The 15,312-nt window shown below is 63.9% G+C and carries 11 protein-coding genes; 9 read left to right on the forward strand and 2 right to left on the reverse strand.

What is annotated here, in order from left to right; genetic code table 11:
- Positions 1-51 precede the first annotated feature (51 nt).
- The 7 genes from nudB (at position 52) to L0U82_RS02255 (ending at position 9,463) form a co-directional block, all read left to right on the forward strand.
- Positions 52-591: a dihydroneopterin triphosphate diphosphatase gene (gene nudB, locus L0U82_RS02225; protein ID WP_233828201.1), complete on the forward strand. Its 540-nt coding sequence runs from the start codon at positions 52-54 to the stop codon at positions 589-591.
- Complete coding sequence (gene clsB / locus L0U82_RS02230) at positions 588-1,847, forward strand: cardiolipin synthase ClsB (protein ID WP_442793592.1); 1,260 nt, start codon at positions 588-590, stop codon at positions 1,845-1,847. The genes nudB and clsB overlap by 4 nt, the downstream gene beginning before the upstream one ends.
- Positions 1,848-2,210: 363 nt before the next feature.
- Positions 2,211-2,810, forward strand: a complete 600-nt coding sequence (locus L0U82_RS02235) for a TetR/AcrR family transcriptional regulator (RefSeq protein WP_233828202.1) — start codon at positions 2,211-2,213, stop codon at positions 2,808-2,810.
- A 98-nt stretch (positions 2,811-2,908) separates the two neighbouring features.
- Positions 2,909-4,696, forward strand: coding sequence for an acyl-CoA dehydrogenase C-terminal domain-containing protein (locus L0U82_RS02240; RefSeq protein WP_233828203.1), 1,788 nt, complete (start codon positions 2,909-2,911; stop codon positions 4,694-4,696).
- A 147-nt stretch (positions 4,697-4,843) separates the two neighbouring features.
- Positions 4,844-7,279, forward strand: a complete 2,436-nt coding sequence (locus L0U82_RS02245; RefSeq protein ID WP_233828204.1) for a 3-hydroxyacyl-CoA dehydrogenase/enoyl-CoA hydratase family protein — start codon at positions 4,844-4,846, stop codon at positions 7,277-7,279.
- Between the two features lie 78 nt (positions 7,280-7,357).
- The gene (locus L0U82_RS02250; protein WP_233828205.1) at positions 7,358-8,557 is read left to right on the forward strand and encodes an acetyl-CoA C-acyltransferase; all 1,200 of its coding nucleotides are present in this window, start codon (positions 7,358-7,360) and stop codon (positions 8,555-8,557) included.
- 135 nt (positions 8,558-8,692) lie between these two features.
- On the forward strand, positions 8,693-9,463 hold the full coding sequence (locus L0U82_RS02255; protein WP_233833083.1) for an enoyl-CoA hydratase: 771 nt from the start codon (positions 8,693-8,695) through the stop codon (positions 9,461-9,463).
- 249 nt (positions 9,464-9,712) lie between these two features.
- On the opposite strand, the gene fdhD is transcribed toward L0U82_RS02255, so the two are convergent.
- Positions 9,713-10,612 carry a formate dehydrogenase accessory sulfurtransferase FdhD gene (fdhD, locus tag L0U82_RS02260; RefSeq protein ID WP_267929295.1) on the reverse strand — a complete coding sequence of 300 codons (900 nt, stop codon included), beginning with the start codon at positions 10,610-10,612 and terminating at the stop codon, positions 9,713-9,715.
- 169 nt (positions 10,613-10,781) lie between these two features.
- Between fdhD and L0U82_RS02265 the strand changes: the two genes are divergently transcribed.
- Complete coding sequence (locus L0U82_RS02265; RefSeq protein WP_233828207.1) at positions 10,782-11,258, forward strand: nitrate reductase associated protein; 477 nt, start codon at positions 10,782-10,784, stop codon at positions 11,256-11,258.
- A 173-nt stretch (positions 11,259-11,431) separates the two neighbouring features.
- On the forward strand, positions 11,432-14,695 hold the full coding sequence (locus L0U82_RS02270) for a sensor domain-containing protein (RefSeq protein WP_233828209.1): 3,264 nt from the start codon (positions 11,432-11,434) through the stop codon (positions 14,693-14,695).
- 41 nt (positions 14,696-14,736) lie between these two features.
- On the opposite strand, the gene L0U82_RS02275 is transcribed toward L0U82_RS02270, so the two are convergent.
- Positions 14,737-15,132, reverse strand: a complete 396-nt coding sequence (locus tag L0U82_RS02275) for an acyl-CoA thioesterase (RefSeq protein ID WP_233828211.1) — start codon at positions 15,130-15,132, stop codon at positions 14,737-14,739.
- Positions 15,133-15,312: the final 180 nt, after the last annotated feature.

Below are 15,312 nucleotides of genomic sequence, written 5' to 3' on the forward strand. Positions count from 1 at the left end.
CGACCGTCATCCGACATGTACCGCGCGAGCGCCGCGCCCAGTTTTTACGCCATGCCGAAACCGCCGAAAATTCCGCAGTCCGTCCTCGTCGTCATCCACACGCCCGCGCTCGACGTGCTGTTGCTTGAGCGCGCCGATCATGCCGGCTTCTGGCAGTCGGTGACCGGCTCGAAGGACCGGCTCGACGAACCGCTCGTCGACACGGCAGTGCGCGAAGTCGGCGAGGAAACCGGCATCGTGATCGGCGGTGCGTCGGTGCCGCAAAGCGCGCTGTTCGACTGGCGCTATTCGATCGAATACGAGATCTACCCGGAATTCCGCCATCGCTATGAAGCCGGCGTGATCCACAACACCGAGCACTGGTTCAGCCTGCAGGTCCCCGAGCGGATCGACGTGGCAATCGCGCCGCGCGAACACACCGCGTTTCTATGGCTGCCGTATGAAGAGGCGGCATCGCGCTGTTTTTCGTCGTCGAATGCGGATGCGATCCTGCAGTTGCCACGCCGGCTCGGCGCGCGCGCGGCCAGCGCGCCGTCCGAGTTTCAACCCGATCCACGGACCGGCCCGCGAGCCGGGGAGCGTGGCCAGTGAGCGCTGGCGGCGCGGGTCGTTTCGCGCGGCTGCGGCACACGCTGCTCGGCCGCCGTTACTGGCAGCGCTACCGCTTCACCAGTAACAACGAAGTCAAGCTGCTGCGCTCCGGCGATCAATACTTCGACGCGCTGATCGAGCGCATCGACGCCGCAGCGCAAAGTGTCGCGCTCGAAACCTACATCTTCTGCGACGACGACGCCGGCCAGGCCGTCAACGACGCGTTGCTGCGCGCCGCGTCGCGCGGCGTCAGGGTGCGCGTGATTACCGACGGCATCGGCACCGCGCGCCTGAAGATGTTCGAGCAATGGCCGCTCGCCGGCATCGACCATCGCATCTACAACCCTCATCTGTTCGGCCGCTTCGGCTTTTCGCGCACGCATCGCAAGCTCGCGATCATCGACGATCAGTACGCGTATTGTGGTGGCATCAACATTGTCGACGACTACGAGAACAACGGCGAGAAGCTGCCATACCGCCGCTGGGATTTCGCGGTCGAGTTGCGCGGACCGGTGGTTGCCGACGTGCGCGACGCGTTCAACGTGCAGTGGCACCGGATTCGCGTCGGCCATCGGCCGCTCGACTCGATCAAGCCGGACCTCGAGCCGCACGACACCGCGTCGCTCGGCAGCCTGCGGCGGCGCCGGCGGCGCCGCAACGAAGAATTGTGGGCGGGCGGCGAACCGTGCGTTGCATTCGTCGCGCGCGACAACCTGATCAATCGCCGGGCGATCGAAAAGGCTTATCTGACCGCCATCGGCCAGGCGCGCCACGAAATCCTGCTCGCCAATCCGTACTTCATGCCGGGGCGCAAGCTGCGCCGCGCGCTCGTATTCGCGGCCCAGCGTGGTTTGATCGTGAAGCTGATCATCGGGCGCAAGGAGTTCAAGGCGCTCGACTACGCGGTGCCGTTTCTCTATCACGCGCTGTTGCGCGCGGGCGTGCAGATCGCCGAGTACGAGAAGACGCTGCTGCACGGCAAGGTCGCGGTGGTCGATTCGAACTGGGCCACCGTCGGTTCGTCGAACCTTGACGCGCTTAGCCTGATGCTCAACAACGAAGCCAACGTGGTGATCGTGAACGACCCCGCGATCGCCGGGCTGCGCGACGCGATCCTCGGTGCGTTCGCGGACGCGCGCCGCATCGACGAAGCCCACTACGAATCGCGTCCGGCCCGGGTGCGCGCGATCAGCTGGATCGCGTACACGAGCTACCGCGTTGCAATGAAGCTGCTGACGGTCGGCGGCTACGACTAGCTTCCAGAAAACCCCGCGCCTGCTGCATCATGTCGGCGCGGACACGGTAATCGGCGACGATCGATGCCCCGCGCACACAAGCGTCGCTAGCCACGAATAACGAACAATGAACCGCGGCGAACGGGAAAAGAGAGAAAAGAACAGACGAGACAACTCACGAGAACACAAGCGCGCTGATCGGCAACCATCGATTCAAGGCAAACGCCTCTAAAAATAAGATTGATCTGATTGTCGAAAGCCGCAAAATTAGGAACCGGTTAGAAACCGGTTTCTAATAAAGTCCTTGTTTAGCGGACGGCAGCACTCAATAATAGTACGGCCGTTCGATTTTAATTTTGGCCACATTAGAACGGTAAAACAGCTATGCGAAAAGGCGAACAAACGCGAGCCGCGATTCTCGATGCAGCACTCGATCTGGCGAGCCGGGACGGACTGGAAGGTCTGACGATTGGCTTGCTCGCCGAGCGTATGCAGATGAGCAAGAGCGGAGTGTTCGCGCATTTCGGGTCGCGCGAGGATCTGCAGGTCGAGGTCGTGCGCGAATATCACCGCCGCTTCGAAGACGAAGTGTTCTACCCGAGCCTGCGCGAACCGCGCGGTCTGCCCCGCTTGCGCTCGATGATCTCCCGCTGGATCGAGAAGCGCATCCAGGAAGTCACGACCGGCTGCATCTACATCAGCGGCGCGGTCGAATACGACGACCGCGCGGACAGCCAGGTGCGCGAGCAACTGGTGTCGAGCGTGACGATGTGGCGAGCGGCGCTCACGCGGGCGATTTCGCAGGCGATGGAAGAAGGGCATCTGCGCGCCGACACCGATCCGCAGCTGATGCTGTTCGAACTGTATAGCGTCACGCTCGGTCTGCACCATGACGCACGCTTCCTGCATCTGCCCGATGCGGTGCGTCTCACGTGGGCCGCGCTGGAAAAACTGATTAATTCATATCAAAGCGAAAGCCGTTAGCGGGGGCGCCGGCATTCCCGGGAATGTGCGGCGCGGAAGGTCCGTCCACGGACTCGGCCAACGGCCTGGCTTCTAGTCAAAACTTGGGAGAGAGAGTCATGGGACAGTACGCCGCGCCGTTGCGCGACATGCAATTCGTGTTGCACGAACTGCTCGACGTCGAAGCCGAACTGCGGCAGATGCCGAAGCACGCGGACCTCGATGTCGACACGATCAACGCGGTGCTCGAGGAAGCCGGCAAGTTCTGCTCCGAAGTGCTGTTCCCGCTCAACCACAGCGGCGATCAGGAAGGCTGCACGTACGCCGGCGACGGCGTCGTGATCACGCCGAAAGGTTTTAAGGAAGCCTACAAGCAATACGTCGAAGCCGGCTGGCCGGCTCTCGGCTGCGATCCGGAATACGGCGGCCAGGGGCTGCCGGCGTTCGTCAACAACGCGCTCTATGAAATGCTGAACTCGGCGAACCAGGCATGGACGATGTATCCGGGCCTGTCGCACGGCGCGTACGAATGCCTGCATGCGCACGGCACGCCGGAGCTGCAGCAGCGCTATCTGCCGAAGCTCGTCGCCGGCACGTGGACCGGCACGATGTGTCTGACCGAACCGCATTGCGGCACCGATCTCGGCATCCTGCGCACGAAGGCCGAGCCGAACGGCGACGGTTCGTACTCGATCAGCGGCACGAAGATTTTCATTTCGAGCGGCGAGCACGACATGGCGGAGAACATCGTCCACCTGGTACTCGCGCGTCTGCCGGATGCGCCGCAGGGCACCAAGGGTATATCGCTGTTCATCGTGCCGAAGTTCGTGCCGAACGAAGCGGGCGAGCCGGGCGAGCGCAACGGCGTGAAGTGCGGTTCGATCGAACACAAGATGGGCATCCACGGCAACGCGACCTGCGTGATTAATCTCGACAACGCGAAGGGCTGGCTCGTCGGCGAGCCGAACAAAGGCCTGAATGCGATGTTCGTGATGATGAACGCCGCGCGTCTCGGCGTCGGCATGCAGAGCCTCGGGCTTACCGAAGTCGCATATCAGAACTCGCTGACTTACGCGAAAGAGCGTCTGCAGATGCGCTCGTTGACCGGCCCGAAGGCGCCGGAAAAGGCCGCCGATCCGATCATCGTGCATCCGGACGTGCGCCGCATGCTGCTCACGCAGAAGGCCTACGCTGAAGGCGGCCGCGCGTTCTCGTACTGGGCGGCGCTGCATATCGACAAAGAACTGTCGCACGCCGACGAAGCTGCGGGCAAGGAAGCGGCCGACCTCGTCGCGCTGCTCACGCCGATCCTGAAAGCGTTCCTGTCGGACAACGCGTTCGAGGGCACCAATCACGCGATGCAGATCTACGGCGGCCACGGCTTCATCGCCGAATGGGGCATGGAGCAATACGTGCGCGATGCGCGCATCAACATGATCTACGAAGGCACCAACGGCATTCAGGCGCTCGACCTGCTCGGCCGCAAAGTGCTCGGCGACATGGGCGCGAAGATGAAGAAGTTCGGCAAGCTGGTCGCCGAATTCGTCGAAGCCGAAGGCATCAGGCCGGAGATGCAGGAGTTCGTGAACCCGCTCGCCGACATCGGCGAAAAGGTGCAGAAGCTGACGATGGAAATCGGCATGAAGGCGATGCAGAACCCGGACGAAGTGGGCGCTGCCGCGGTGCCGTATCTGCGCACGGTCGGCCATCTGGTGTTCTCGTACTTCTGGGCGCGCATGGCGCGCATCGCGTTGGATAAAGAGGCCTCGGGCGATCCGTTCTACAAGGCCAAGCTCGCCACCGCGCGCTTCTACTTCGCGAAGCTGCTGCCCGAAACGGCGATGACGATCCGCCAGGCGCGCGCCGGCTCGAAGCCGATGATGGACGTCGAAGAAGCATTGTTCTGACGTTCACGCGCTGACGTTCACACGAGGCGCTCCGCATGCATCGAAGCATGAATCCCGGGCGCCTCGCTTCAGCTCTACATCACGACACACACCGCGCGAAGCATCGATAAATCTTCGCGCCACCGCACAACTCCCCGGAGAAACGACGTGAGTAATCTGATCATTCGCAAGGTAGCCGTGCTAGGCGCCGGCGTGATGGGCGCGCAGATCGCCGCGCACCTGATCAACGCCAAGGTGCCGGTACTGCTGTTCGATCTGCCCGCGAGGGACGGCCCGAAGAACGCGATCGCGCTGAAGGCGATCGAGAACCTGAAGAAATTGTCGCCGGCGCCGTTCGGTGTGAAGGACGACGCGCAATACATCCAGCCCGCGAACTACGATGACGACATCGCGAAGCTCGCCGAGTGCGATCTCGTGATCGAAGCGATCGCCGAGCGGATGGACTGGAAGCACGACCTGTACAAGAAAGTCGCGCCGCACATCGCCCCGCACGCGATCTTCGCGACCAACACGTCGGGCCTGTCGATCACCGCGCTGTCGGAAGGTTTCGCGGATGAACTGAAGGCGCGCTTTTGCGGTGTGCACTTCTTCAATCCGCCGCGCTATATGCATCTGGTCGAACTGATCCCGACCGCGGCAACGCGCCCGGACATTCTCGATCAGCTCGAAACCTTCCTGACCAGCGTGGTCGGCAAGGGCGTGGTGCGCGCGAAGGACACGCCGAACTTCATCGCGAACCGGGTCGGTATTTTCTCGATTCTCGCGGTGATCGCCGAAGCCGCGAAGTTCGGTCTGCGCTTCGATGAAGTGGACGACCTGACCGGTTCGCGCCTCGGCCGCGCGAAGTCGGCGACGTTCCGCACCGCCGACGTGGTCGGTCTCGACACGATGGCGCACGTGATCAAGACGATGCAGGACACGTTGCCGGACGATCCGTTTTTCCCGATCTACGAAACGCCGGCCGTGCTCGCCGAACTCGTGAAGAAAGGCGCGCTCGGCCAGAAGACCGGCGCCGGCTTCTACAGGAAGGAAGGCAAGGCGATCAAGGTGCTCGATCCGAACACCGGCGACTATGTCGACGGCGGCGCGAAGGCGGACGAAATCATCGGCCGCATCCTGAAGCGTCCGGCCGCCGAGCGTCTGAAGCTGCTGCGCGAAACGGAGCATCCGCAGGCGCAGTTCCTGTGGGCGATTTTCCGCGACGTCTATCACTACATCGCGGTGCATCTGGAGTCGATCGCGGACAACGCGCGCGATGTCGATCTCGCGATCCGCTGGGGCTTCGGCTGGAGCGAAGGCCCGTTCGAAGGCTGGCAGACGGCCGGCTGGAAGCAGGTCGCCGAGTGGGTGCAAGAGGACATCGCGGCGGGCAAGGGGCTCGCCAATGTACCGCTGCCGTCGTGGGTGATGGAAGGCGCGGTTGCCGAAAACGGCGGCGTGCATAGCAATGAAGGTTCATGGTCGCCGGCCGCGCAGACCTTCGTGCCGCGCTCGTCACTCGACGTGTACCGCAAGCAGGTATTCCGCGCGCCGCTCGCCGGCGAAACCGGCGCCGATCCGAAGACCTATGGCAAGACGCTGTTCGAGACCGACGCGGTGCGTGCATGGGTCGACGATCGCGCGGGCGAGGACGACGTGCTGATCGTGTCGTTCAAAAGCAAGATGAACACGATCGGACCGGCGGTGATCGACGGTTTTACGCAGGCGATCGAACTCGCGGAGAAGGACTACAAGGGCGTCGTCGTGTGGCAGACGGCTTCGCTGAAGCTCGGCACGCCGGGCGGTCCGTTCTCGGCGGGCGCGAATCTCGAAGAGGCGCTGCCGGCGTTCATGATGGGCGGCGCGAAGGGCATCGAGCCGTTCGTGAAGAAATTCCAGCAAGGCATGTTGCGCGTGAAATACGCGAATGTGCCGGTGATTTCGGCGATCTCGGGCATCGCGCTGGGTGGCGGCTGCGAGCTTGCGCTGCATAGCGCGAAGCGCGTCGCGCATATCGAGAGCTATCTGGGTCTCGTCGAAGTCGGTGTGGGCCTGGTGCCGGCGGGCGGTGGTCTGAAGGAAGCGGCGTTGCGCGCGGCGGAAGCCGCGACTCAGTTCGGCGCGACCAACGATCTGCTGAAGTTCCTGCAAAAGTCGTTCGAAAACGCGGCGATGGCGAAGGTGTCGGGCTCCGCGCTCGATGCACGCGCAATGGGTTATCTGAAGCCGTCGGACCCGATCGTGTTCAACGTGTTCGAACTGCTCGACGTCGCGAAGAAGGAAGCACGCGCGCTCGCCGCGGCCGGTTACCGTGCGCCGCTGCGCGCGGTGCAGGTGCCGGTTGCGGGACGCTCGGCGATCTCGACGATCAAGGCGTCGCTGGTGAACATGCGCGACGGCCGCTTTATCAGCGAGCACGATTTCCTGATCGCGAGCCGTATCGCGGAAGCGGTGTGCGGCGGCGACGTCGAAGCGGGCAGCCTCGTCGATGAGGAATGGCTGCTGCAACTGGAGCGGCGCGCGTTCGTCGATCTGCTCGGCACGCAGAAGACGCAGGAACGGATCATGGGCATGCTGCAGACCGGCAAACCGGTGCGCAACTAAAGCGGCGACGGCAACAATGTGCATGGGACCAGAGTAAGCGCTCAAGCGCTAACTCTGGTCGACACAGGAGATTCACAAATGGCAAAGCAATTGCAAGACGCATATATCGTCGCCGCGAGCCGCACGCCGATTGGCAAGGCGCCGCGCGGCATGTTCAAGAACACGCGCCCCGACGAACTGCTGGTCCACGCGATCAAATCGGCCGTAGCGCAGGTGCCGGGTCTCGACACCAGCGTGATCGAAGACGCGATCGTTGGCTGCGCGATTCCGGAAGCGGAGCAGGGCCTGAACGTCGCGCGCATGGGCGCGTTGCTGTCGGGCCTGCCGAATACGGTCGGCGGCGTCACGGTGAACCGCTTCTGCGCGTCGGGTCTGACCGCGCTCGCGATGGCCGCGGACCGCATCCGCGTCGGTGAATCGGACGCGATGATCGCGGGCGGTTGCGAGTCGATGAGCATGGTGCCGATGATGGGCAACAAGCCGTCGCTGTCGCCGCATATCTTCGATCGCAATGAAGATGTCGGCATCGCCTACGGCATGGGCCTGACCGCGGAGAAAGTCGCTGAGCGCTGGAAGATCAGCCGCGAAGCGCAGGACGCGTTCTCGGTCGAATCGCATCGCCGCGCGATCGCCGCGCAACAGGCCGGCGAATTCAACGACGAAATCGCCGCGTACACGCTCACCGAGCGCTTCCCCGATCTCGCCAGCGGCGAAGTCAGCGTGAATACGCGCGAGGTGTCGCTCGACGAAGGCCCGCGCGCCGATACGTCGATCGAAGGGCTCGCGAAGCTGCGCGCGGTGTTCGCGAACAAGGGCTCGGTGACGGCCGGTAACAGCTCGCAGACCTCGGACGGCGCGGGCGCGCTGATCGTCGTGTCGGAGAAGATCCTCAAGCAGTTCAACCTGACGCCGCTCGCGCGCTTCGTCAGTTTCGCGGTGCGCGGCGTGCCGCCGGAAATCATGGGCATTGGCCCGAAGGAAGCGATCCCGGCCGCGCTGAAGGCCGCGGGGCTGAAGCAGGACGACCTCGACTGGATCGAGCTGAACGAAGCGTTCGCCGCGCAGGCGCTGGCGGTGATTCAGGACCTCGGCCTCGATGCGTCGAAGATCAATCCGCTCGGCGGCGCGATCGCGCTCGGCCATCCGCTCGGCGCGACCGGCGCGATTCGCGCATCGACCGTCGTGCATGGGCTGCGCCGCCGCAACTACAAGTACGGGATGGTGACGATGTGCGTCGGCACCGGCATGGGGGCGGCGGGCATCATCGAGCGGCTGTAAGCGGGTTCGCCATGGTCCGCGCGGCGATTGCCTTTGTCGCGCCGGACCACGCAACGGTTCGCAGGCCGCCTGGCTTGCGAACCGTTTTCACATTCAGCAGCACCGAAAGGAGACAGCGGGATGACGACTAGCGGGATGACGACGGATATTCTGATCGAGCGCGCCGACGCGGTGCTGACGATCGCCTTCAACCGGCCCGGCAGAAAGAACGCGATCACGGCCGCGATGTATCAGACGATGGCCGACGCGCTCGTCGATGCGCAGCGCGACACGTCGGTGCGCGCGATCCTGATTCGCGGCAGCGCGGGCATTTTCAGCGCGGGCAACGATCTCGAAGATTTCATGAAGGCGCCGCCGGCCGGCGAGGATGCACCGGTGTTCCAGTTCCTGCGCGCGATCAGCTCGATGGAGAAGCCGGTGGTGGTGGCGGTCGCGGGACCGGCGGTCGGCATCGGCACGACGCTGCTGTTGCACTGCGATCTGGTGTACGCGGCCGACACCGCGAGCTTCTCGCTGCCGTTCACGCAGCTCGGGCTGTGCCCGGAAGCGGCGTCGAGCCTGCTGTTGCAGCGCGTCGCCGGCTATCAGGCTGCGGCCGAAAAGCTGCTGCTCGGCGAGGCGTTCGATGCGGCCGAAGCGCATCGGATGGGCTTCGTGAATCGCGTGCTGCCGGCGGGTGAAGTCGAAGCGTTCGCCGCTGCTCAGGCCGCGAAGCTGGCTGCGTTGCCGGCGTCGTCGTTACGGGTGACGAAGAGTTTGATGAAGCGCGCAAGCCAGCAGGAACTGCGCACGCAGATGACCGAGGAAGCCGTGCACTTCGGCAAGATGCTGCTCGCACCGGAAGCGGCCGAGGCATTCAAGGCGTTCTTCGAGAAGCGCAAGCCGGATTTCCGGCAGTTTGATTGAGCGAGGTGCGGGCGAAAAGGTGGCGTGATCGGCGTGCGTGCAGCCACCGTTTTAGGCAGAAATGGCGATGTCGGTAACGATGGCGGCGCGGCAGAGCCGATGCACCGCCGCTGCCTGCCGCAATTGATCTGATCATTTCGCGGCTTATCGACGTGCTTCGCTTTTCGTTTGCCGACGACCGTTACGGCGCGCCGCCCCCAATCGCTACGCCTCGATTAACCGTTCGTTCGTCTGCGCGGTTTTAATCGCTCAAGACTGCGGCTGCTGTGCGGTGTCGTAATCCACGTAACTCGATTCGCGGCAGAAGCTCACCAGCCGCACACCGGCCTGACGCGCAATCGCAATCGCGAGCGACGACGGCGCGGAGATCGTCGCGACCATCGGCACGTCGACGCGCGCGGCCTTGCGCACCAGCTCGTAACTTGCGCGGCTCGACAGAAACACGAAACCGTCGCGCGTATCGGCGCGGGTCAGCACGAGCTGGCCGATCAGTTTGTCGAGTGCGTTGTGGCGGCCGACATCCTCGAACGCGTAGCGGATCGCCCCTGCCGCGTCGCACCACGCGGCCGCGTGCAGCCCGCCGGTGAGCCGCGTGAGCGCCTGATGCTCGGGCAGCGCGCGCGCGGCGCGGGCGATCGCGTCGGGTGCGAGACGTTGCAGAAAACCGGTGTCGGGCACGCGCTCGGGTTTCAGATCGAGCAGATCGATGCTTTCGATGCCGCATACGCCGCAACCGGTGCGCCCGGAGAGCGCGCGGCGCTTCTGCTTCAACGCGACGAACGCCTGCTGCACCACCTGCAAGTGCACTTCGGCATGCGGCAATTCGCCATGGTCGTGCCATTCGACTTCGATGTCCTGGATGTCGCTGCCGCGCTCGACGATGCCCTCAGAAATCGCGAAGCCGACTGCAAACGCTTCGAGATCGCGCGGCGTGCACATCATCACCGCGTGCGAGATGCCGTTGAAGACGAGCGCGACTGGCCACTCCTGGCCGACGTGATCGGTGACCGTTTCGACTGCCGCGCCGCGATGGCGACGCACTTCGCGCGACACTGCGCCCGGTTGTTCGTCGCCATCGTGGGCGACGGCGGCAGCGCTGGTCTGAGCATCCGTCTGACCAGCACCGCGCCCGTGTTCCTGTCCGTTCAAGCTGCTTGACTCCTGTACATACAAGTGCGCATCGGCATCCACCCGCATCGAGCACGCGTCGCGCGCGGCCGCCGCGCGGGTCTGCTTTGCACGAATAACGCGCGAATAAGGTTCTAAAATACCTCAAGCGACGCCCGCCCGCTGTCCGTCACCGAGAAGGAGCACTGTCATGGGACTCAACGAAGCACCGCTTCTGTTCGACTTCGAAGTCGCGTCTTCGGAGAATTTCACTTTTATCCCGATGTCGGTGCGCTTCAATCTCGACCGTTTCGGGCTGCGTATCGCGCTCGATCAGTGGCAGCAACTGCCGCTCGAAGACCGCAAGCTGCTCGCGCGTTTCCCGGTCGATGAAGACACGCAGATCGAGCCGAACTTCGATCACGCACTGTTCGAAATGCTGCGCACTCACGCGAACGTCGAGCCGGAGTGGTTCACGCCCGAGGAAGCACCGGCGTGGCGCCGCACCGACAGTGTGCCGGAAGATGTCGCGCATCAGGCGGGGCTCGCGGGTCTTGGCGCGCCGAGCGTCGCGCGCTGGGCCGAGCTGGATCCGTTTCAACGCTATGTGCTCGCAAAACTGTCGCGCAAGCCCGAGGCGAATCACGACTTCGTTCCGGCGATGAAGGAGTTCGGCGCGGCCGGCTAGGTGCGGCCGGCTAGTAGCACCCCCCCACAATTTTTTTGACTCGTACCCTCAACCCACTTCCGAACACTGCCGATATCCAAAGGTTGGCGCGCAAAAAGATTCGCATCGATGCGGTCCGACGCTTCGAAAGTGAGCGCGCGCTTCGTCCCCGGCCCGATTGACGTTCGGAACCCATGATTCCTTTTTTATCGAAGCGGCTGCTGATCAACATCGCGGTCGTCGTCGTCGCGGTCGGTGCCAATGCGTTTGTCGCATACACACAGATTCGCGGACAACGCGACGCCGACGCGCGCCTGCAGCATTCGACCAGCGTGCGCCAGAACCTCGATGCGTATCGCGCCGCGCTCGATAACGCACTGACCGAGTTGCGCAGTCTGCAGGCATCGGGCAAACCGGTGCCTCCCGACGCGGCCGCGTCGGTCACCAAAGCGTTGGCGATCCGCGAGCACGCGCTGCGCGACGAACTCGCGACCGAACCTTCGATGGCCGGCGCGCTCGGACGCCTGAGCGTGGCACGTCACGCGCTGCAACACGACATCGAAGACGCGTTGAAGCAAGGCGCGGGGGCCATGCCCGCGGCGCCTGGAGTGGCGTCGAATATCGCGCCAAGCGCGGCAATCAGCGCGGTATCGACCGAAGCGCAAAACAACGTCTCGGGCGGCGCGGCGAACAGCGCACCGGACAGCGCTTCAAGCAACGCACCGAACACCGCATCAAACAACCCACAAGCCCAAGCCCCCGCCGACATCGCCGGCGCCCGTCTACCTCTCGCCCACGGTATCGAGCGCGTTGAAGCAGCGCTTGCCGAACTGCGCGCCGACGAAACCCACGGCTTGGAAATCTCGCTCGCAGCCTCGGCGAGCAACAGTCAGCGCGCGATGTTCGTGCTGATCGTGACGATGCTCGCCGGCAGCGCGCTGCTCATCATGACGTTCGGCGCGCGCGAGAACAGCGCGCGCGAAAAGCTGCTCAGCGCCCGCGCGCTGGTGCGCAACGAAGAACGCTTTCGCAGTCTGTTCGACGATCACTCGGTGCCGATGTACATCTACGATCGCGAGACGATGCGCTTTCTCGCCGTCAACGCCGCCGCGATCCAGCAGTACGGCTACACGGAAAGCGAGTTTCTGAACATGACGATTCACGCGATCCGGCCGAGCACCGAAGTTTCGCGTCTGAACACGCATCTGCAGCGCAGCGACGGAATCCGCCAGGGGCACACGCTGGCGGGCATCTGGCGTCATCAGCGCAAGGACGGCTCGATCATCAGCGTCGACGTGTCGTATCACGCGCTCAACTTCATGGGTCGCGACGCGCTGTTCGTCCTCGCGGACGACGTGACCGACCAGATCAACGCCGAAGCCGAAGCGCAGCGCTCGAACCAGATGCTCGAAGCGGTGATCGACAACATTCCGCAGCGCATCTTCTGGAAGGATCTGGACTCGCGCTATCTCGGCTGCAATATGGCGTTCGCGCTCGATGCGGGGCTCGCGTACCCCGAGCAGGTGGTCGGCAAGTGCGATGCCGATCTGCCGTGGAGCGCCTTTGCCGATCTGCTGGTCGAGCACGATCGCGAAGTGGTGAGAAGCGGCGTGCCGAAGATGAACTTCGAAGTCGAACTCGTGATCGACGGCGAGTACCGTACGCGGGTCGCGAGCAAGCAGCCGTTTACCGACAACGATGGCCGCGTGATCGGCGTGCTCGGTTCGTACACGGACGTGACCGAGCGCAAGCGCGCCGATCTCGCGTTGCGTTTGCAAAGCCGCGCGCTCGATGCGAGCGTCAACGCGATCCTGATCACCGCGCCGTCGCCGTCCGGCAATCTGATCGAATACGTGAACCCGGCGTTTATGCGTATCACCGGCTACGATCCGGCCGAGGTGATCGGTCACGACTGCCGCGTGCTGCAACGCGACGATCGCGACCAGGAAGGCGTCGCGCTGATCCGCGAAGCGCTCGCGGCAAACCGCGAGGTGAGCGCGGTGGTGCGCAACTATCGCAAGGACGGCGCGCTGTTCTGGAATCAGCTGTTCATCGCGCCGGTGCCGAATGCCGATGGCGTGATCACGCATCACATCGGCGTGATCAACGACGTGACCGAGCTGATCCGCTATCAGGAGCAGCTCGAATATCAGGCGAATTACGACGGCCTCACGCGTCTGCCGAACCGCAACCTGCTGCGCGACCGGCTCGAACATGCGCTCGTCATCGCGCGGCGGCATCACAACGGCGTCGCGGTCGTGTTCCTCGATCTCGACGGCTTCAAGAACGTCAACGACAGCCTCGGTCACAGCGTCGGCGACCGGTTGCTCGGCGTGGTCGCCGAGCGGCTCGCACGTTGCTCGCGCACCAGCGACACCGTCGCGCGCCATGGCGGCGACGAGTTCGTGATCGTGATGACCGATACCGTCGACGAAAAATCGCTGATCGCATGGATGGAGCGCGTGCGCATGTCGATCGCGGAGCCGGTATGGCTCGACGGCCACGAGCTGTACGTCGGCTGCAGCATGGGCGCGAGCCTGTTCCCGCAGGACGGCGACGACGCGGAAACGCTGATGAAGAAGGCCGACGTCGCGATGTATCGCGCGAAGGACATGGGCCGCAACACGTTCCAGTTCTATCAGCCGGAGATGAACGCGAGCGCCGGCGCGCGGCTGAATCTCGAACGGCGCCTGCGCCGCGCGCTGCGCGACAACGAGTTCCTGCTGCACTACCAGCCGCAGGTCGATATCGGCAGCGGCCGCATCGTCGGCATCGAAGCGCTGGTGCGTTGGCGCGATCCGGAGGCGGGGCTTGTGCCGCCGTCGTCGTTCATTCCGATCGCCGAGGAAAGCGGACTGATCGGTCCGCTAACGGAGTGGGTGTTGCGCGAGGCGTGCCGGCAGAACAAGGCGTGGCAGGACGCGGGGTTGCCGCCGGCGCGCGTGTCGGTGAATCTGTCCGCGCGCGTGTTCCAGCAGCGCGATATCACCGAGCTGGTCAAACAGGTGTTCGCCGAGACCGGGCTCGAACCGAAGTACCTCGAACTCGAATTGACCGAGAGCACGATCATGCGCAATGCCGAAGAGGCGGTGTCGATGCTCAACGAACTGCACGCGCTCGGTATCGGTCTCGCAATCGACGACTTCGGCACCGGCTATTCGAGCCTCAGCTATCTGAAGCGCTTCCCGGTCGACCGGCTGAAGATCGACCGCTCGTTCGTATCGGATATCGGCGTGTCGATGGACGGCGAAACGATCACGTCGGCGATCATCGCGCTCGCGCATTCGTTGAAGCTGCAGGTGATCGCCGAAGGGGTGGAGACGTCGGCGCAACTCGAATTTCTGAAGAAGCGCGACTGCGACGAGATGCAGGGGTTCTACTTCGCGAAGCCGCTATCGACCGAGGCGATTTCCGAACTGCTGCACGGCGGTCTGATGCGGGAGCTGGAGACGGCGTAGGCCGCGGCGGCGCGCGGCACTTGGGCGCGCGGCAGGTGCCGCTAGTCCAGCACGGGCAGCGCGCGCGGACGGCGATCGCTGTCGGTGGCGACGTAGGTCAGGATCGCTTCCGTGACCTTGACGACTTCCTGCGCGAGACTCATTCGCTGCGCGTACACTTCGACCGACACCGTGACCGATGTATTGCCGGTCTTGACGATATCCGCGTAAAAGCTCAGCAGATCGCCGACGAACACCGGTTGCTTGAACAGAAACGAATTGACCGCGATGGTCGCCACCCGTCCGTTGGCGCGGCGGCTTGCCGGGATCGAGCCGGCAATGTCGACCTGCGCCATGATCCAGCCGCCGAACACGTCGCCGTGGATGTTCGCATCCGACGGCTGCGGCATCACGCGCAGTGCGCAGGATTTGGACGGAAGTTGAAGAAGATCGGTCATCGGGACATCCTCGGGAAGCGTATTCACGCGTATTGATGGATTGCTGGACGGCGCGGCGGGGGCGGCCGTACGGCCCATGAAAAGCGGCGCCAGCCGGCTTCTGCGACAATACAGAGATCAGGAATTGTACGGGAAAGCGCCCAGCGAAGCGCGTGACCCGCGTGCCGCGGCAGCCGCAAG

The organism is Paraburkholderia sp. ZP32-5, from assembly GCF_021390495.1.
Classification (GTDB): Bacteria; Pseudomonadota; Gammaproteobacteria; order Burkholderiales; family Burkholderiaceae; genus Paraburkholderia.